This window comes from Streptomyces chromofuscus, from assembly GCF_015160875.1.
In the GTDB taxonomy this organism is placed as follows: Bacteria; Actinomycetota; Actinomycetes; order Streptomycetales; family Streptomycetaceae; genus Streptomyces; species Streptomyces chromofuscus.
In genome coordinates this window covers 5,109,514-5,126,842 of sequence record NZ_CP063374.1, presented here as the reverse complement: position 1 = coordinate 5,126,842, position 17,329 = coordinate 5,109,514, and the positions used below count along the sequence as shown (strand labels likewise).

Below are 17,329 nucleotides of genomic sequence, written 5' to 3'. Positions count from 1 at the left end.
TCCGACTCATTCGGCCTTTTACGGGCGTGACAATCAGCACGCCTCCCTACGGAACCGACGTCCGAGAGGTGTCCAGGGTTGTCATGACGGGCCAATCTGCTATCACTTAGCTAGAAAAGAGCTAGGGAACGGGGGACCCCATGTCCACGCACGACTCCCCGGCCGTCGCCGACGTCGCGGAGATGCCCGCACCACGCGTCCGCGTGTTCCCGGCGCACAGCATCGGCGGCGGACTCGCCCTGCTCCTGGACCTGGTCGGGCTGATGGGCGGCGTCGCCACGGTGGTCGCCGCCACGACCTTCGCCGCGACGGGCGCCAAGGCCGCGCTGATCGTCCTCGGCATCCTGGTCGCCGTCTGCTCCTTCGTCGCGATGTGCGGGCTGAACATGGTGGCGCCGGGCGAGGCCCGGGTCGTCCAGCTCTTCGGCCGCTACCGGGGCACGATCCGGCAGGACGGCCTGCGCTGGGTGAACCCTCCCCCACTCTCGGCTTCGCTCGAGCGGGGGGACCCCCATTCCTCGCGCACCAAGATCTCCACCCGCGTCCGCAACCACGAGACCGCGGTTCTGAAGGTCAACGACGCCTACGGCAACCCGATCGAACTCGCCACGGTCGTGGTGTGGAAGGTCGAGGACACCGCGCAGGCCTCGTTCGAGGTCGACGACTACATCGAGTTCGTCTCCACCCAGACCGAGGCGGCCGTACGGCACATCGCCATCGAGTACCCGTACGACGCCCACGAGGAGGACGGTCTGTCGCTGCGCGAGAACGCCGAGGAGATCACCGGGAAGCTCGCCGTCGAACTGCACGCCCGGGTCGAGGCGGCCGGCGTGCAGATCATCGAGTCCCGCTTCACGCACCTCGCCCACGCACCGGAGATCGCCTCGGCGATGCTCCAGCGGCAACGGGCCGGCGCGGTCGTCGCGGCCCGGCGGCAGATCGTGGACGGCGCGGTCGGCAGGGTCGAGATGGCGCTGGACCGGCTCACCATGGGGGCACCGCCCACGCCCTTCGGGCAGTGGGGGAGGGACATCGTGGAGCTGGACTCCGAGCGGAAGGCGGCGATGGTCTCCAACCTGATGGTGGTGCTGTGCGGTGACCGGGCCACCCAGCCGGTCGTCAACACCGGGTCCCTCTACCAGTGACCGAGCCCTCCGAGACCCCCGAGCCCTCCCAGGCCTCCCCGAGGCGGCGGCCGCAGCAGCAGCGCAAGCAGGTGCTGCTGCGGCTCGACCCGGCGGTGTACGAGTCGCTCGCCCGCTGGGCGTCGGACGAGCTGCGATCGGCCAACGCCCAGATCGAGTTCCTGCTCCGCAAGGCCCTCAAGGACGCGGGCCGGCTGCCCGGCGACGCGGGGCCGATGCCCCGCCGGGGCCGGCCGCCCCGGACCCCCGGGCAGCAGTAGCAGAACCGTGACAATCGGGCCCCACCAGCGGCGTCGTACCGCACGCCGTCGACTGCACACGGCGTGTATACACGCGACGTATACACCCTGTGTAGAGTGCTGTGCATGTCCATCGGTCACACTCTCCTCGGGCTCCTGGAGTCCGGCCCCCGCCACGGCTACGACCTGAAGCGGGCCTTCGACGAGAAGTTCGGTCAGGACCGGCCGCTGCACTACGGCCAGGTCTACTCGACGATGTCCCGGCTGCTGAAGAACGGCCTCGTCGAGGTCGACGGCATCGAGCCGGGCGGCGGGCCGGAACGGAAGCGGTACGCGATCACCGACGCCGGGATCACCGACGTCGAGCGGTGGCTCGCGACGCCGGAGAAGCCGGAGCCGTACCTTCAGTCGACCCTGTACACCAAGGTCGTCCTCGCCCTGCTCACCCGGCGCGACGCCGCCGACATCCTCGACACCCAGCGCTCGGAGCACCTGCGCCTGATGCGGCTGCTCACCGAGCGCAAGCGCAAGGGCGATCTCGCCGACCAGCTGATCTGCGACCACGCGCTGTTCCACCTGGAGGCCGACCTGCGCTGGCTGGAACTGACCGCCGCGCGGCTCGACAAGCTGGCGGAGGCGGTGGCGAAGTGAGTCCCTCCGGTTCCCTGCTCGTGGCCGAGGGCCTGCGCAAGACGTACGGCCCGACGACCGCCCTGGACGGCGCCGACTTCTCCATCCACCCCGGCGAGGTCGTCGCCGTGATGGGCCCCTCCGGCTCCGGCAAGTCCACCCTGCTGCACTGCCTCGCCGGGATCGTCACGCCCGACGAGGGCTCGATCCGGTACGACGGCCGGGAGACGGCCACGATGAACGACGCCCAGCGCAGCGCGCTCAGGCGCTCGGACTTCGGGTTCGTCTTCCAGTTCGGTCAGCTCGTGCCCGAGCTGACCTGCGTCGAGAACGTGGCCCTGCCACTGCGCCTGAACGGCACCTCCCGCAAGGCGGCCGAGCGCACCGCGCTGTCCTGGATGGAGCGCCTGGAGGTCGACGGCATCGGCCGCAAGCGGCCCGGCGAGGTCTCCGGCGGTCAGGGCCAGCGCGTCGCCGTGGCCCGCGCCCTGGTCACCGGCCCGCGCGTGCTGTTCGCCGACGAGCCGACCGGCGCGCTGGACTCCCTCAACGGCGAGCGCGTGATGGAGCTGCTGACCGACGCGGCCCGCTCCACCAACGCGGCCGTCGTCCTGGTCACGCACGAGGCGCGGGTCGCCGCCTACTCCGACCGCGAGATCGTCGTACGGGACGGCAGGTCCCGGGACATGGAGCGGGCCGTATGAGGCCCCGCCAGTGGTACCGGGACCTCGCCATGGGCGTCCGGTTCGCGTTCACCGGCCGGGGCGGCTGGGTGCGGGCGGTGCTCACGGCGGTCGGCGTCGGACTCGGCGTGGCGCTGCTGCTGCTCACCACCGCGATCCCGAACGCGCTGGACGCCCGGCGCGCACGCGAACAGGCCCGCAACGACTACAGGTTCAGCCAGACGGTGCCGCCGAAGTCGGACTCCACCCTGCTCGTCGCCGCCGTCGGCACCACCTTCCGCGACCTGGACATCCGCGGCCGGGCGCTGGAACCCGAGGGCCCGAAGGCACCCCTGCCACCCGGCGTCGACACGATGCCCGGGGTCGGCGAGATGGTCGTCTCCCCCCGGCTGAAGACGCTGCTGGAGTCGCCCGACGCGAAGCTGCTGCGCGAGCGGCTGCCGGAGCGGATCGTCGGCACGATCGGCGAGCCCGGCCTGGTGGGCTCCGCCGAACTCGCCTTCTACCGCGGCGCCGAAGGGCTCTCCGCCCATCTCGACCAGGGCCCGGTGCACCGGATCGAACGGTTCGGGGAGCCGATCCCGGGCACCTCCGAGCCCTGGGACCCGGTACTACTGCTGCTGCTGCTGGTCGTCTTCGTGGTCCTGCTGGTGCCGGTGGGCGTCTTCGTCGCCGCGGCCGTGCGGTTCGGCGGCGAGGGACGCGACCGACGGCTCGCGGCGCTGCGGCTGGTGGGCTCCGACAGCGGAATGACCCGCCGGGTCGCGGCGGGCGAGGCACTCGCCGGGTCCGTGCTGGGCCTGGTCTTCGGCACCGGATTCTTCCTGATAGGACGTCAGCTCGCCGGGCAGGCCGAGGTGTTCGACGTCAGCGTCTTCCCGAGCTACCTCGACCCCTCCCCCGCCCTCGCCGCGCTGGTCGCGGCCCTGGTCCCGGCGGCGGCCGTGCTGGTCACCCTCTTCGCGCTGCGCGGCGTGGTCATCGAACCGCTCGGCGTGGTCCGCACGGCCAGGCCCAGCCGCCGCAGGCTCTGGTGGCGGCTGCTGCTGCCACTGGCCGGCCTGGCGATGCTCGCCCCGATGATCGGCCAGGGCGGCGACGCGGGCAAGTTCAACCAGTACCTGGTCGTCGGCGGCGTGATGCTGCTGCTCATCGGCGTCACCGCGCTGCTGCCGTGGATCGTCGAGACGGTCGTCGCCCGGCTCGGCGCGGGCTCGGTCTCCTGGCAGCTGGCGGTCCGCCGGCTCCAGCTGAGCAGCGGCACGGCGGCCCGCACCGTCAACGGCATCGCCGTCGCGGTGGCCGGGGCGATCGCCCTGCAGATGCTGTTCGCCGGGGTGGAGAGCGACTTCACCCGGCGGACCGCGTACGACCTCAGCAGGGCGCAGATGCAGGTACGGCTGTCGCAGGGCGTTGCCCTGGCCGCGGCCGCCGAGGAGTTCCGCAGGACCGAGGGCGTGCGCAAGGTCTACGCCTTCTCCGAGGGCTATCTGGGCGAGCGGCGCAGGAACCCCGAGCACGGTGCCCAGGTGACGGTGGGCGACTGCGACCAGCTGCGGGTGCTGGCGACGCTCCCGTCGTGCCGGGACGGTGATGCCTTCGTGCTGGCCGACGCGGAGTGGGACACCGACAGCGCCGACCTGGCGCAGCCGGGCCGGACGCTCTACTTCGACCCCAGCTACGAGGGCAGTCCCCAGGGCGCCGAGGCCGCGTGGACCGTGCCGGCCGTGCGCGACGCGGCCGCCCTGCCGGGCCTGACGGGCGAAGCGCGCGGTGGGTTCCTGGTCACGCCGAAGGCCCTGTCGCAGGCGGCTGTGGACACGATGACCAGCGAGGTCTACCTCAAGATCGACGACACGAGGCCGGACGTGCGCGACCTGGTGCGCAACACCTCGGCGGCCCTCGACCCGCTCGCGGACCCCATGGTGTGGGTGTCCACCGAGCGCGCCGGCCGCTACGACTCCATCCGCACCGGCCTGTTCGTCGGCGCGGCCTGCGTCCTGGCCCTCATCGGCGCGAGCCTGCTCGTCTCCCAGCTGGAGCAGCTGCGCGAACGCAGGAAGCTGCTGTCGGCCCTGGTCGCCTTCGGCACCCGGCGCCGCACGCTGAGCCTGTCCGTCCTGTGGCAGACGGCGATCCCGATCGTGCTGGGCCTCACCCTCGCCTCGGTGGTGGGCCTCACCCTGGGCGCGGTGCTGCTGAAGATGACGGCCACCGGGGTGAGCGTCGACTGGGCGAGCGTGCTGTCGATGATCGGCATCGGCGCGGGCGTCGTCCTCCTCGTCACCCTGATGAGCCTGCCGCCCCTGCTGCGGCTGATGCGCCCGGAGGGCCTGCGCACCGAGTGAGCTGCTCGGTGCCCTCCAGCACCCGTACGGGAAGCGGCCGCAGTGCCTCGCGCAGTGCGGCCGCCGGCTCCTCGTACTCCGCGCCGCGCGCCGCGCCCGTCCGCATGGCCGGTGCGATCCGGCGGGTCGGCACGGGACCGGAGAAGTACCCGGTGAGCAGCTGTCACAGGGGGGAGTTCGGTCACGCTCGGCTTCTACCGCACGCGGCAGCTGCTGTCGGACCACGAGTACCGCACCCTGCGCGCGGGCCTGTGGTCCGGCAGTCCTTACAAGATCGCCTCTGTCGTCCAGGCGGTGGCGGTGACGCCGGACGCCGAGGCCGCGTCGCCGAGTAGCCCGGAGGCCGACCGCGCCATGGGACCCCGTCCACCGGTGTGGGCGGGGTCCTCTCGTTCCCCCTCAGCCGACCGGGCCGGGCCGGTGGTCCGGCGAACCCGGGGCGGCGTCCGACGCCGTGGCGCCCCGGGGACGCGGGGCGTGGCGCACGGCCCGTTCGTGGGAGTAGGCGCGCAGATAGCCGACCACGGTGTTCGTGACCGCCACCAGCGGGACCGCCACCACCGCGCCACCGATCCCGGCCACCATGCCGCCCGCCGCCACCGCCAGGACCACGGCCAGCGGATGCACCCGCACCGCCCTGCCGAGGATGAACGGCTGGAGGATGTGGCCCTCGATCTGCTGCACGGCGAGCACCACGACCAGCGTCATCACCGCCGTGAAGACGCCCTGCGTGACGAGCGCCACGACCACCGCCAGGGCGCCCGAGACCACCGCGCCCACCAACGGCACGAACGCCCCGAGGAAGATGAACACCGCCAGCGGGACCGCCATCGGCACGTCCAGGAAGTAGATGCCGAGGCCGATGAAGATGGCGTCAATGAGGGCCACTACCACCGTGCCGCGCACGTACGCCGTGAGCGTCCGCCAGGCCCGGGGCCCGGCTCCCGCCACTCCCGGACGCGCCGCCGCCGGCACCAGCTTCAGCGTCCACTCCCAGATCCGCCGCCCGTCGTAGAGCAGGAACAGCGTCGAGAACACCGCCAGCAGGATCCCGGTCAGCGTCTCGACGACGACCGTCACGCCCTCCAGGCCGGCGGTCGTGATCTGGTCGGTGTTCGCCCCGACCGCCTCGCGCAGGTTCTCGGCGATGTCGTTGATCTGCTTGTCGGTCACATGGAAGGGACTGTCGAGCAGCCATCGCCGCAACTCGTCGATGCCGTCCTGGACCTGGTCGGAGAGGTCGTCGATGTTCTCCATGACCTGCCAGGTCACGAACCAGCCGATCAGGCCCATCACCACGAACCCGAGGATCGCGGTCATCGCCGTCGCCGGGCCCCGCGGCACTCCGTACCGCCGCAGCCGCGCCACCGTGGGCTGCAACAGAGCCGTCATGAGCAGCGCGGCCACGAAGGCCAGCACGACCAGTTGCACGGCGCTGATGACCCGCATCAGCACCCACAGCGTGCCTGCCAGCACCAGCAGCCGCCAGCCGGCCTCCGCCGCGACCCGCATCCCCCACGGCACGGCCTGCGCCGGATCGGGACGGGTGACGACCGGACCGTCCGGGGCGTACCCGGCGGAGCCCACCGCCTCGGCCGACTCCTCGGGCGCCGGTTCGGGTTCTGCGTCCGCCCTCTCGGCCTCGGCACGGCGCTGCTCCCACCGTTGCCCCATCTCGGTCAGTCGGGTGCCGACCCGACCGAGCCACCCTGGCACTCGCGACATGATCCGTCCCTTACCCCCGGCCGTCCCCACCACTCCCCCCGGGAGTCGTCCCGTCAGACCGTACATGGCCGAAGCCCCTCACCGAAGGACGGTGAGGGGCTCGGAAAAGTTGAGTGGGAGGCTACCCAGCTGCGGGGTCAGTACCAGTGGTTGGCCTGCCAGAACGACCAGGCGCCGCACGGGCTGCCGTAGCGCTCGTTCATGTAGTTCAGGCCCCACTTGATCTGGGTGGCCGGGTTGGTCTGCCAGTCGGCGCCGACGGAGGACATCTTGGAGCCGGGCAGCGCCTGGAAGAGGCCGTAGGCACCGGAGGAGGGGTTGACCGCCTTGTAGTTCCAGTCGGACTCGTGGTCGACGATGTTGCTGAAGCACTGGAACTGGTCGCCCGGCACCATCGACGCCGCCATCGACTGGATCTCGGCGATGGTGTACGAGCTCTGGACGGAGAAGCTGCTCGCGTCCCGGACGGCGGAACGGCTGGCCGCCTCCTCCGCCGCCTCCTCGCGCTCCTTGGCTTCCTGGGCCGCCTTCTCGGCGGCCTCCTTCTTCGCGACCGCGGACTCGGCGGCGGCCTTGCGCGCCGCCTCCTCGGCCTCCTTCTTGGCGCTCGCGTCCGCGGCGATGGCCTGTACGTCGGCCTGCTGCGTCAGGGACGCGGTCTGCACCTGGGCCTGCTGGCCCGCGGGTATGTCCGCGAGGAGCGTCAGGTCGGTTGCCGCCGCCTCGGCGTCATTGGTCTGCGCGGTGCTGCCCGAGGCAACGCCGACGACGCTTCCGACAGCGGTGACCGCGGTGGCCGAGGCCACTGCGAATCCCCGGACCGAAATCCGGCTCACACGGTTTCCTTCCAGCATCGCCCGCTTCGGTGACCCTGGCGGACGCAATCGTGCCCCTGGCACTGGCCTCCCCAACTGCGGGTCACGGAAGGCACGGGCCCGATGGACAACTCCCGGCGAGAGAGCGGCCCATGATGCTCGGGCGGCATACGACGACGCTGTGGAGTTGTTGTGGTGCTCCTGTGGTGCCGTACCGCTGGGGGTACAGCTGTGTCGTATGCGGGGCCTGACAGGAGTGAGACTCTGCCGCAACCCGACGCCGCAAGGCAATTCCGAGTTGCGTGTGAAAGCTCACACGTCCTTCGGCCCCGGTGATTTCCGGAAACCGTGACACGCGAAGGCGCCGCCCGGCTAGGCTCTGAGCCTTTGCCGAACGGCGCCAACTACCGTGTATACGCCCCTGATTGGGGCGCGCGGGTCAGATCGCCCCGTCCTCCAGCATTTCGGTCACAAGCGCCGCGATCTGGGACCTCTCGGACCGCGTCAGGGTCACATGGGCGAAGAGCGGATGCCCCTTCAGCTTTTCGACGACGGCGACGACACCGTCGTACCGCCCCACTCGCAAATTGTCCCTTTGCGCCACATCGTGCGTCAGAACGACCCGTGAATTGGCGCCGATCCTGGACAGAACGGTCAGCAGGACGTTCCGTTCGAGGGACTGCGCCTCGTCCACGATCACGAACGCGTCGTGCAGCGAGCGGCCGCGGATGTGGGTGAGCGGGAGAACCTCCAGCATCCCGCGCGCGGTGACCTCCTCGATGACCTCGCGGCTGGTGACCGCGGACAGCGTGTCGAAGACCGCCTGCGCCCAGGGGCTCATCTTCTCGGCCTCGGTGCCGGGCAGGTAGCCCAGCTCCTGCCCGCCGACGGCGTACAGCGGGCGGAAGACCATGATCTTCTCGTGCTGGCGGCGCTCCAGCACCGCCTCCAGGCCCGCGCACAGCGCCAGCGCCGACTTGCCGGTGCCGGCCCGGCCGCCCATCGACACGATCCCGATGTCCGGGTCGAGCAGCAGATCCAGCGCGATGCGCTGCTCCGCGCTGCGCCCCTTGACGCCGAACGCCTCCCGGTCGCCGCGTACCAGACGGACGTTGCCCTCCGACGTCACCCGGCCGAGTGCCTTTCCGCGCTCGGACTGGATGGTCAGGCCAGTGTGGACGGGCAGGTCGGCGACTTCGGGGACGTAGACGTGGCCTTCCTCGAAGAGGATGTCCACCTGCTCGCCGGGCAGGGTCAGTTCGGACATTCCGGTCCAGCCGGAGGAGTCCGTGATGGCGAGCTCCGCGCGGTACTCCTCGGCGAGCAGGCCCACGGAGGACGCCTTGATCCTGAGCGGGAGGTCCTTCGACACCACGGTGACGTCGAAACCCTCGGCCTGCAGGTTCCGCGCGACCGCGAGGATGCGGGAGTCGTTGTCGCCCAGGCGGTAGCCGGTCGGCAGCACGCTGGGGTCCGAGTGGTTGAGCTCGACGCGGAGCGTCCCACCGAGGTCCCCGATCGGGATGGGGGCGTCCAGGCGGCCGTACCGCACACGGTAGTCGTCGAGCAGACGCAGGGCCTGCCGGGCGAAGTAGCCGAGTTCGGGATGGTGCCGCTTCGCCTCCAGCTCCGTGACCACCACGACCGGGAGCACGACCTCGTGCTCGTCGAAGCGGCTCAAAGCGTTCGGGTCGGCCAGCAGGACGCTGGTGTCGAGAACATAGGTGCGCCGGTCGGGCTTGTGGCGCTTTGTGCTGGTCACCACGGAAGGACGTACCCCCTCGGATGAGGTCGGGGAGCGACGGAGACGGTCTGGACCGGTTGCCGGCCGCGATGCACGGGCCGGCAGCCGGCCCTTCGGCTCTTCGTCCGTGCTGTGACCGCACGATCGGGCTGGTGCAAAGGGCCTCCCGGGCGGACGGCCCCGTGCCGTCCGCTGAGATCCGACACCCGTGGTTCGGGCGTCGACCTGCAGGGGTTATGCCCTCGAAAACGCGCCGTCATGCCATGGCGTACGACGGCGCGCCGGTGAACTCCGTGGGAAGCGCGCTGCGTCCGCGGGGGGTGTGCCGGGTCCGTCAGCCGCCGTACCGGCGGTGGCGCGCCGCGTAGTCGCGCAGGGCCCGCAGGAAGTCGACCTTGCGGAAGGCCGGCCAGAAAACCTCACAGAAGTAGTATTCCGAGTGGGCCGTCTGCCACAGCATGAAACCGGACAGCCGCTGCTCGCCGCTGGTGCGGATGACGAGGTCGGGGTCGGGCTGGTCACCCGTGTAGAGGTGGCGGCCGATCATGTCGACGTCGACGGCCTCGGCGACCTCCTCGACCGAGCGGCCCTTGTCGGCGGCGTCCAGCAGCATCGAGCGGACGGCGTCGGCGATCTCCTGGCGGCCGCCGTAGCCGATGGCGACGTTGACCAGTATCCCGTCGACGTGCGCGGTGGCCTCCTCGGCCTCCTTCAGGGCCGTCTGCATGGCGGACGGGAGCAGGTCCGGGGTGCCGACGTGGTGGACCCGCCAGCGGCCGTCGGCGGCGAGGGTGCGCACGACGTCCTCGATGATGCCGAGCAGCGGGACGAGCTCCTCCTGGGGCCGGTTGAAGTTGTCCGTCGACAGCAGCCAGAGGGTGACGACCTCGACGTCCGTCTCGGTGCACCAGCCGAGGAATTCCTCGATCTTCTCGGCGCCCGCCCGGTGGCCGTCAACGGTGGTGGAGCCCGCGGCCTTCGCCCAGCGCCGGCTGCCGTCCACGATGACGCCGATGTGCTTGGGCACCTGGGCGTGGTCGAGGTGGCCTTCCACCCGGCGTGCGTACAGCCTGACCAGCAGGCCGCGCAGCTTGTCGCGCAGGTTCACGTGATTGTCAGCCCCTCCGTACGGATCGGACAGGTGCGGTCGAGCGCAACCCCTGTCCGTATGGCGGTCCCCGCGGGCGAAGCCTACCCCCGCCTACGACGGTGCCCCCAAGGGGTGTTGGGGGCAAAAAAACGGGCCGGTCCGTGGGGGGGAGACGGACCGGCCCGAGGGGGGGCTTCCACCATAACCCTTCGTAAGGGATGCTGCGTGCATCAGCGCGCCACAACTACTCTCCGAAATCGAGCGGCGACGCCCCGGTGGCCGCGGAATGCCTGGTTCACGGCCTGTTCATGGCCGGATCGCAGGGGACGCACAGGACTTTTCCGGCATCCCCCTGATGGGCGACGCGTCCGCCGCCGGTGGCTTGACGGCCGGGAACGGCATGCGGGCACCGCGCAGCCCCCTCCACCGCGCGGTGCCGCCCGCGCGGCTTTGCTCGCGCGAATTACCTTGGTCTGAACTTACGCGAGTGTCGCGGGTGAGGCGAGTGGCAGCTGATAACAATGCGAGAAACCCGGGCCATGACTGGGGGCAAGGTCGGGGTGCGAAGCCCGGAATCGGGCGCGCGGAGCACCCGTCCGGCCCATGAAGGGCGGCCGCCCGCTCTCGATCCGCCCCGGCTGATCCCACCGCCAGGCGAACAGCAAAGGGGCCACCCGGGTCCGGCCTGTGCGTGACGACCGGAGCGGCGGTTCCCGGCCACGCCGGCGCCCGGCGGTCTGCCTAGCCGGCGGGCCGCCTCGGACCGGTGGGCTTGCGGACGTCGAAGAGATGGCGGGTGCTGTGGGCCACGAAGGAACCCTCCGCCTCGATCCGCTCGTGCAGGGCCCGGAGCCTGTCCTCGTACGCCTCGACGGTGAAGCCCGGCACCATCCAGATCACCTTGCGCAGGAAGTGGACGACAGCGGCGATGTCGTGGGACTCCATCCGCAGCCGCTCCGCGCGCAGCTCGACGACCTCCAGTCCCGCCGCCTGCGCGCCCGCGCGTTCCAGGTCGGGGTGGCGGGCGTTGCGCCGCGCGTCGGGCTGCGGCCCGCGGAAGTGCTCGACGAGTTCGTAGCCGCTGCTGGGCCCGACATGCTGGGCGAAGTACGTGCCGCCGGGCCGGAGCACGCGTGCAATCTCGTCCCAGTGGGGCTGTACGGGGTGACGGCTGCAGACGAGGTCGAAGGCGCCGTCGGCGAAGGGCAGCGGCGCGTCCTGCGGCGCGGCGACGACCACCACACCGCGCGGGTGCAGCAGGGCGGTGGCCGCGGCGACGTTCGGCGGCCAGCCCTCGGTCGCGGCGACCAGGCGGGGTCGGTGCGCGGCGGCGCCGAGTGCGAATCCGAGGACCTCGCCGCCGCCGGTCTGGACGTCGAGGGCGGCACGCGCGCGTGCGAGACGCCCCGCCAGCGACTCGGCATACCGCCAGGACGGCCGGGCCTCGGTGGCCCGCCCCTCGAACCAGGAGAAGTCCCAGCCCTTGGTGGGCACGGCGGCCCCTTCGGCGACGAGTTCCTCGAAGGTGGGGCGGGGTTCGGGGTGGCGGCGTTCGTGCTGCATGCGGTTGATCGTCGCAGGGCGTGGCCGGGGGCCGCTGCTCAATTTCCCTCCGGGCGACGGTGCTTGGCTACGCGGAGGGCTCTGGGGTTTCGGAGGAGGGCGGCGGGGGGTCGACAACGAAGGTCCCCAGCCCGACTTCGCCCCGCGTCCAGCCGCCTTCCCGCACATGCCGCATGGCCTTCGCCGCCGTAGCGTTCACCACGCCGAACTCCTGGGCGATCTCCAAGGTGGACGGCACGCGACTGCCTGGCGGATACGTGCCGTCCTTGATGCGCCGCCCGGCAAAATTGTGCCGACGCTATGGGACCAGCGGCCTCACGTCCCGCGCCGTGAAGCGGATGAAACCCTCTGGGTCCGGTTCGTCGGCCGTCGGCTGGAGGATCACCGTGTCGGCGCCCGCCTCGGTGAGGCGTTCGACGGCCTTGGCGACGGTCGGGGCGTCGCCGGCGACGCCGAGATCGGGGACGTCCGCGAGGCCCTCGGCGGTGAGTTCGGCGTGCAGGCGGGCGGCGGCGTCGGGGCCGGTGGCGGTGAGGAGATAGACGACGACGCGGTGTGGGTCGGTGCGGTCGGCCGACGCCCGGCCCTCGTCGATGAGCCGGCGGGCCTGGCGTACGCCCTCCGGGGGTGTGCCCGCCGTGAGGACCGTGCCGTCCGCCGCCGCGCCGGACAGTTGCAGCGTGCGCGGACCGGTGGCGCCCGCGAGGATCTCGACCGGGCCCGGCGGCGGCCAGTCGAGGGCGACGTCGTCCAGCTTGACGTAGCGGCCCTCGGTCGTGAGGCGCTCGCCGCGCAGCAGTGCCCGCAGCGCGTCGAGGTGCTCGCGCAGCAGCGTCAGCGGCGACGCGGCGCGGGCGCCGACCTGGCCCATCCAGTCCTGTACACCGTGCCCGACAGCGAGGACCGGGCGGCCGGGGAACATGCGGTGCAGGGAGGCGGCCTCCATCGCGGTGATGCCGACGTTCCGCAGCGGCACGGGGAGCAGGCCGACGCCGACCCGGACGCGTTCGGTCCAGGCGAGGGCGGCCGCGGCCGTGGAGACACCGCCCTCGCGGAAGCAGTCCTCCCACAGCCACAGTTCGTCGAGGCCGGTCTCGTCGGCCAGTCGGGCGAGGGCCCGCAGCCGCTCGGGAGGAAGCTGGGGGCGGAACACAGCACCGAGTCCTGTCATGGGCCCTTCCTACCCACGGTTCGGTGCAGGGACAACCGCTTTACGCCGTCCGCGCGTTGGCCCGGTCGTACCGCAGCAGTACGACGCCGTTGCCGAACGTCGCGGTCTCCACGAGCCGCAGATCGGCCGGGCGCGCGCCCGGCGGGTAGGCGACACGGCCGTCGAGGAAGGCGCCCATGTCGCGCGACACGTCGTTGAAGTGCTGGTGGACTTCCTCGTCGATGCGGTGCCGGCCGAGGTCGCGGTCGGGGCCCTCGATACAGCCGTCGAGGGACACGGACATCATCAGGACGATCTTCCCCATGACGCACCTCGGGGTTGCGGAGGGTCGGTTCCTGCATCAAAGGATGTACGACGTTCTCGTCCGGCCGCAGGACGTTCGGGGAAAGGTGCGCCGGGAGCCTTGAAGCATGGCCGGTATCTCGTGGAACAGTCCGCGCGCGTCCGTGGACGCCGCCGCCTCCCGCCCCTCCCCCAAGGGCGGCCGACTGCCTCTGCTGGACGTCCTGCGCGGGGTGGCGATCCTCGGCACCCTCATGACCAACGTGTGGATCTTCGCCACGCCGGGTTCGGAGTGGGCGTTCCTTCAAGGAGTCCCCATGGCGGACCCCTTCGACGAACCGGTGGAAGCACTGTTCCGCTTCCTCGCGGACGGCAAGTTCCTGGCACTGCTGACGATCCTCTTCGGCGTGGGCCTGGCCATCCAGTACGACTCCGCGCAGCGCCACGGCACCCCGTGGCCGCGCGGCTACCGACCCCGCGCCCTGTTCCTGTTCGCAGAGGGCACCCTCCACTTCGTCCTGGTGTTCGGTTTCGATGTCCTCATGGGGTACGCCGTCACGGCCCTGCTGGTCGCGCGGTTGCTCGTACGCTCCGCGCGTCTGCGGCGCGTGCTGATGTGGACGTCGGTGAGCCTGCACGTGGCCCTGACGTCGCTGATCACGTCGGCCCTGCTGGCGGACGACTCCGGCCCCGGGCGGCTCTCCGCGGAGTCCGTGGACCTGTACGCGCGCGGCAGCTGGCCGGACCAGATCGGCTTCCGCCTGGAGAACGCCGTCGCCATGCGCCTGGAGCCAGTCATCTCCTTCGGCCTGCTGGTCTTCCTCTTCCTGCTCGGCGTCCGCCTGTACCGCGCCGGAACCTTCTCCCCGACAGCGCGGGGCCGCCGGCTGCGCGCCCGGATGGCGCTCTGGGGCCTCGGCCTCCCCTTCAACGCGGCGCTGACCCTCGGCGGCGAGGACTTCTTCTTCCTCGGCCGCTATGTGGCGGCTCCAGTGGTCGCCCTCGGCTACCTGGGCCTGATCGGCGTCGTACTTGACCGCGGCCGCCTCCCCGCCCCGGTCGCCACGGGCCTGTCATCGGTCGGCCGCACCGCCCTGTCGTCGTACGTCATCCAGAACGTCCTCTGCATGCTGCTCTGCTACGGCGTCGGCCTCGGCCTGACCGAGCGGTTCGGGCCGGACGCAGGACCGTGGTGGGTGATGGGCATGTGGGCGCTGATCTGCGGGTTCCTCATCGCGGGCGCGACGCTGTGGCTGCGCCGCTTCTCGCACGGGCCGCTGGAGTCGGTGCAGCGGTGGGCACTGCGCCGCTGAGGCACCCGTTCGTCGGCGGCGGATACGGTCGGTGCGTACAGCGGATGCGGACGGACGGGCGAGGGGGCGCGGGCATGGGGCGGCGTTGGCGGGACGGGCACGGGGAGTTGATCGTGGACGGGGGTGCGACAGTGCCGCTGGAGATCGCCACGTCGTACCGGGCGCGTACGAAAGGGCTGCTCGGGCGGGCCTCGGTGAACGGGGCGCTGTTGTTGTCCCCCGCGAACAGCGTCCACACCCTTCGGATGCGCTTCCCGATCGATGTGGCCTATCTGGACAAAGACTTGGTCGTCGTCGCCGTGCAGACGATGAGGCCGTGGCGGCTGGGGGCGCCGCGGTTGCGGGCGCGGCATGTGCTGGAGGCGGAGGCCGGGGTGATGGCGGGGTGGGGGGTGCGGGTGAGTGTGGGAATGGACGTCCGGGTTTCGGTGGAGGGGACATGAGGCGACGCAGGGGAGACCTCGAGTCACTTTCCTGGACCAGGTCTTGACCTCCCCGTCGGGGGCGTCGCCGTCGTATCAGCTGTCTGTGCGCGGGAAGGAGACCTCCACGCGGCGGTTCTTCTTGCGGCCGGACTCCGTCGAGTTGTCGGCGATGGGGTACTGCTCGCCGTAGCCGCGGACCTCGAAGGTGATGTTCGGGTCGTTCAGTTCCGAGTCGAGGATGTCGTGCACGGCGTTGGCGCGGCGGCGGGACAACGCGTCGCCGTGGGCGGAGGAGCCGAGGTTGTCCGTGAAGCCGAAGACGCGGACCTTCGTGCCGTTCTGGGCCTTGATCTCCTGGGCGATCGCGAGGATGCGGGCCTTCGCGGCGGCGCTGAGCCTCGCGCTGTCCTTGCCGAACAGGACTTCGGCCTGGAGCGCGAACTTCACGTCCGCGTTGGTGTCCTCACGGCGTTCGTCGCCGCTCTGGTCCTCCACGACCTGCTTGATGTCGAGCACCTTGGGTTCGGCGAGGGTGGCGCCTTCCGGGATCTTGAGGTCGGGGTCGTTGGGGTCGACCTCGACCGGGGCGGAGGCGGTGGCCTCCGTGCCCGGGGGGACGCTGGGGCCGTCCTCGGCGTGGGCGGTGGTGGTGGCGTAGAGGTTGGCGGCGAGCATGAGGGTGGCGGTGGTGAGGGTCACGGTGAGGCGGGAGTGGGTCATGGGGGCCTCAACCGGAGATCTGGATTGGGGCGCTGGCGAAGGTGGGCAGCTGGAAGGTGACCTCGGTAGTGCTGGTCGGCGGCGCCGGGAACTGCATGAACACAGGGACGGAGGCGCCGGCCTTGATCCTCGGGATGCTTGTCGTGGTCAGTGGGCGGCCGTCCGTGTCCCGCAGGACGTAGTACCGCTTCTTGCTGGCCGAGTCCACGAGCGTCGCACCACCGAGCGACGAGCCGTGCCTGATGATCTCCGTCTCATCGCCCGCAGTGCGCACGGAGACCCGAACCGGCTCGTCTCCGTCGTTCTTCAGCTCACCGCTGACGGTGACGAAACCCCCGGAGTCCCGGGTGGCAGAGGTGATCTGCAGAACAAGACCGTCCTCGCCCCGGAGTTCGGCCAGAGGTTCGTCCGTGCCTTCCTGCGCACTCGGCCGGGATCCGCTTTCCTGAGAAGCGGACGCGGAGCTGTCCGGCTTCTCGTCTTCCGTGCCGCCGCCGCTGCAGCCGGCCACGCCGAGGGCCAGTCCGGCCGCAACGGTCAGTGCGAGCACCCCTCCGCGGGCCTTCGTGGTGAACCGAACGCTCATGCCTCTGCTTCCTTCATCACTCGTCGCTCGCTTGCGAGTCGGACAGATGGACGTCGAAAAGGTCCTCGGGCTCCGGCAGGATGTCCAGCTCCTCCGGGTCCAGGTCCCAGCTACTGTCCTTACAGTTGAGGCTCGGCAGAACATTGTCCCCCGCGCCCTCACCAGGGAGTTCGAATGTGCAGCGCGGTTCGACGACGGCAACTGCGGTCGCCGTCGCGCGCATGTCCTCCGTCCCGGGCACGATGGTGTCTCCGACTGTCTCAAAGGTCTCGACGTCGACCCTGTAGCTCAGGAGATCCGAGTCGCAGACTGTCACGCGCGCATCGTTCTGCGCGGCGAGCTGATGTGCGCGCCAGCATGAGTCGGCTGCGCCCACGTCACCGTCGAAGATGCCCTGCCACGTGGCCGGGTCGAGTATGTTCTCGAGCCACTGGCCCGCGAGTTGGTCCCGCAGGTCTTGGGCCGCTGCGAGCGCCGCTGCGTCTGCCGCTGTCTGAGCCTCGTTACGAGTCGCCGCTGCCTGGCCGACCGCGAGGTACACGAACGCGAGAAAGAGCAGACCTGCCACCACCGTGATGTAGATGGGGAAGGCCTGCCCTGTGTCGTCGTGCCGGTGCAGCCGCATCAACCGCCAGTGACCTCGTCGATCTTCTCCACGATGGCGTCGTAGATCGACTGACCGATGTCCGTCCCCGTGATCGCCAGCACGATCGCCACGACAACAGCGATGATCCCCAGATACTCCACCGCCGTCTGGCCCTTGTCGTCGCGGGCGGCGCGGTTGCGGAGGTACGTGACCGTGGTGTTCATCCAGTTGCTCATGGCGTTCCCCTCCGGATGTCTCGGCTTC

At 70.9% G+C, this 17,329-nt stretch carries 18 protein-coding genes and 2 pseudogenes; 7 read left to right on the top strand and 13 right to left on the bottom strand.

Going from position 1 to position 17,329, the window contains the following annotated elements; all coding sequences use genetic code 11:
- The first annotated feature begins 140 nt into the window (after nt 1-140).
- The 5 genes from IPT68_RS23230 to IPT68_RS23210 all read left to right on the top strand — a co-directional run bounded on the left by IPT68_RS23230 (nt 141) and on the right by IPT68_RS23210 (nt 5,045).
- Complete coding sequence (locus IPT68_RS23230; protein WP_189696308.1) at nt 141-1,145, top strand: SPFH domain-containing protein; 1,005 nt, start codon at nt 141-143, stop codon at nt 1,143-1,145.
- Entirely contained in the window at nt 1,142-1,405 is a 264-nt protein-coding gene (locus IPT68_RS23225) for a hypothetical protein (RefSeq protein WP_189696307.1), read from the top strand. The genes IPT68_RS23230 and IPT68_RS23225 overlap by 4 nt, the downstream gene beginning before the upstream one ends.
- Nucleotides 1,406-1,510: 105 nt before the next feature.
- Nucleotides 1,511-2,035 carry a PadR family transcriptional regulator gene (locus IPT68_RS23220; RefSeq protein WP_189696306.1) on the top strand — a complete coding sequence of 175 codons (525 nt, stop codon included), beginning with the start codon at nt 1,511-1,513 and terminating at the stop codon, nt 2,033-2,035.
- On the top strand, nt 2,032-2,718 hold the full coding sequence (locus IPT68_RS23215) for an ABC transporter ATP-binding protein (protein WP_189696305.1): 687 nt from the start codon (nt 2,032-2,034) through the stop codon (nt 2,716-2,718). Before IPT68_RS23220 ends, IPT68_RS23215 begins: the two co-directional genes overlap by 4 nt.
- Nucleotides 2,715-5,045 carry an ABC transporter permease gene (locus tag IPT68_RS23210; RefSeq protein ID WP_189696304.1) on the top strand — a complete coding sequence of 777 codons (2,331 nt, stop codon included), beginning with the start codon at nt 2,715-2,717 and terminating at the stop codon, nt 5,043-5,045. Before IPT68_RS23215 ends, IPT68_RS23210 begins: the two co-directional genes overlap by 4 nt.
- On the opposite strand, the pseudogene IPT68_RS34230 reads toward IPT68_RS23210, so the two are convergent.
- The 9 genes and pseudogenes from IPT68_RS34230 to IPT68_RS34225 all read right to left on the bottom strand — a co-directional run.
- A pseudogene (locus tag IPT68_RS34230) lies at nt 4,981-5,208 on the bottom strand (hypothetical protein); the annotation flags it as partial. The gene IPT68_RS23210 and the pseudogene IPT68_RS34230 sit on opposite strands and share 65 nt — an antisense overlap.
- 236 nt (nt 5,209-5,444) lie before the next feature.
- Nucleotides 5,445-6,770 (bottom strand): AI-2E family transporter, encoded by a 1,326-nt coding sequence (locus IPT68_RS23205; RefSeq protein ID WP_189696303.1) that lies wholly within the window; start codon nt 6,768-6,770, stop codon nt 5,445-5,447.
- A gap of 137 nt (nt 6,771-6,907) precedes the next feature.
- Nucleotides 6,908-7,606, bottom strand: coding sequence for an aggregation-promoting factor C-terminal-like domain-containing protein (locus tag IPT68_RS23200; RefSeq protein ID WP_228039822.1), 699 nt, complete (start codon nt 7,604-7,606; stop codon nt 6,908-6,910).
- A 418-nt stretch (nt 7,607-8,024) separates the two neighbouring features.
- Complete coding sequence (locus IPT68_RS23195) at nt 8,025-9,350, bottom strand: PhoH family protein (protein ID WP_189696301.1); 1,326 nt, start codon at nt 9,348-9,350, stop codon at nt 8,025-8,027.
- A 313-nt stretch (nt 9,351-9,663) separates the two neighbouring features.
- A complete protein-coding gene (locus IPT68_RS23190) occupies nt 9,664-10,437 on the bottom strand; it encodes an isoprenyl transferase (protein WP_189696300.1) in 774 nt (257 codons plus the stop codon).
- A 723-nt stretch (nt 10,438-11,160) separates the two neighbouring features.
- Entirely contained in the window at nt 11,161-11,982 is an 822-nt protein-coding gene (locus tag IPT68_RS23185; RefSeq protein ID WP_189696299.1) for a class I SAM-dependent methyltransferase, read from the bottom strand.
- 67 nt (nt 11,983-12,049) lie between these two features.
- A complete protein-coding gene (locus IPT68_RS23180) occupies nt 12,050-12,220 on the bottom strand; it encodes a GntR family transcriptional regulator (RefSeq protein ID WP_229818340.1) in 171 nt (56 codons plus the stop codon).
- A 60-nt stretch (nt 12,221-12,280) separates the two neighbouring features.
- The gene (locus tag IPT68_RS23175; RefSeq protein ID WP_189696298.1) at nt 12,281-13,153 is read right to left on the bottom strand and encodes an LLM class flavin-dependent oxidoreductase; all 873 of its coding nucleotides are present in this window, start codon (nt 13,151-13,153) and stop codon (nt 12,281-12,283) included.
- 145 nt (nt 13,154-13,298) lie between these two features.
- Nucleotides 13,299-13,457: pseudogene (locus IPT68_RS34225) on the bottom strand (dihydrofolate reductase family protein); the annotation flags it as partial.
- A 106-nt stretch (nt 13,458-13,563) separates the two neighbouring features.
- On the opposite strand from IPT68_RS34225, the gene IPT68_RS23165 reads away from it, so the two are divergent.
- Together IPT68_RS23165 and IPT68_RS23160 are read left to right on the top strand one after the other, a co-directional pair.
- Complete coding sequence (locus IPT68_RS23165; protein ID WP_189696296.1) at nt 13,564-14,748, top strand: DUF418 domain-containing protein; 1,185 nt, start codon at nt 13,564-13,566, stop codon at nt 14,746-14,748.
- Nucleotides 14,749-14,822: 74 nt separating this feature from the next.
- Complete coding sequence (locus IPT68_RS23160; protein ID WP_189696295.1) at nt 14,823-15,191, top strand: DUF192 domain-containing protein; 369 nt, start codon at nt 14,823-14,825, stop codon at nt 15,189-15,191.
- Nucleotides 15,192-15,266: 75 nt separating this feature from the next.
- On the opposite strand, the gene IPT68_RS23155 is transcribed toward IPT68_RS23160, so the two are convergent.
- The 4 genes from IPT68_RS23155 to IPT68_RS23140 are packed head-to-tail and all read right to left on the bottom strand — an operon-like array spanning nt 15,267 to nt 17,301.
- Nucleotides 15,267-15,893 carry an OmpA family protein gene (locus IPT68_RS23155; protein ID WP_189696294.1) on the bottom strand — a complete coding sequence of 209 codons (627 nt, stop codon included), beginning with the start codon at nt 15,891-15,893 and terminating at the stop codon, nt 15,267-15,269.
- Between the two features lie 7 nt (nt 15,894-15,900).
- On the bottom strand, nt 15,901-16,479 hold the full coding sequence (locus IPT68_RS23150) for a hypothetical protein (RefSeq protein ID WP_189696293.1): 579 nt from the start codon (nt 16,477-16,479) through the stop codon (nt 15,901-15,903).
- Between the two features lie 16 nt (nt 16,480-16,495).
- Nucleotides 16,496-17,104, bottom strand: a complete 609-nt coding sequence (locus IPT68_RS23145; protein ID WP_189696292.1) for a pilus assembly protein TadG-related protein — start codon at nt 17,102-17,104, stop codon at nt 16,496-16,498.
- A complete protein-coding gene (locus tag IPT68_RS23140; protein WP_189696291.1) occupies nt 17,104-17,301 on the bottom strand; it encodes a Flp family type IVb pilin in 198 nt (65 codons plus the stop codon). The genes IPT68_RS23145 and IPT68_RS23140 overlap by 1 nt, the downstream gene beginning before the upstream one ends.
- Between the last annotated feature and the right edge of the window lie 28 nt (nt 17,302-17,329).

Excerpts from the sequence above, each read along its gene's own strand:
- IPT68_RS23160 (WP_189696295.1), top strand. The coding sequence starts at position 14,823 with ATGGGGCGGCGTTGGCGGGACGGGCACGGGGAGTTGATCGTGGACGGG.
- IPT68_RS23185 (WP_189696299.1), bottom strand. The coding sequence starts at position 11,982 with ATGCAGCACGAACGCCGCCACCCCGAACCCCGCCCCACCTTCGAGGAA.
- IPT68_RS23140 (WP_189696291.1), bottom strand. The coding sequence starts at position 17,301 with ATGAGCAACTGGATGAACACCACGGTCACGTACCTCCGCAACCGCGCC.
- IPT68_RS23145 (WP_189696292.1), bottom strand. The coding sequence starts at position 17,104 with ATGCGGCTGCACCGGCACGACGACACAGGGCAGGCCTTCCCCATCTAC.
- IPT68_RS23165 (WP_189696296.1), top strand. The coding sequence starts at position 13,564 with ATGGCCGGTATCTCGTGGAACAGTCCGCGCGCGTCCGTGGACGCCGCC.
- IPT68_RS23230 (WP_189696308.1), top strand. The coding sequence starts at position 141 with ATGTCCACGCACGACTCCCCGGCCGTCGCCGACGTCGCGGAGATGCCC.
- IPT68_RS23175 (WP_189696298.1), bottom strand. The coding sequence starts at position 13,153 with ATGACAGGACTCGGTGCTGTGTTCCGCCCCCAGCTTCCTCCCGAGCGG.
- IPT68_RS23205 (WP_189696303.1), bottom strand. The coding sequence starts at position 6,770 with ATGTCGCGAGTGCCAGGGTGGCTCGGTCGGGTCGGCACCCGACTGACC.
- IPT68_RS23155 (WP_189696294.1), bottom strand. The coding sequence starts at position 15,893 with ATGACCCACTCCCGCCTCACCGTGACCCTCACCACCGCCACCCTCATG.
- IPT68_RS23220 (WP_189696306.1), top strand. The coding sequence starts at position 1,511 with ATGTCCATCGGTCACACTCTCCTCGGGCTCCTGGAGTCCGGCCCCCGC.
- IPT68_RS23150 (WP_189696293.1), bottom strand. The coding sequence starts at position 16,479 with ATGAGCGTTCGGTTCACCACGAAGGCCCGCGGAGGGGTGCTCGCACTG.
- IPT68_RS23210 (WP_189696304.1), top strand. The coding sequence starts at position 2,715 with ATGAGGCCCCGCCAGTGGTACCGGGACCTCGCCATGGGCGTCCGGTTC.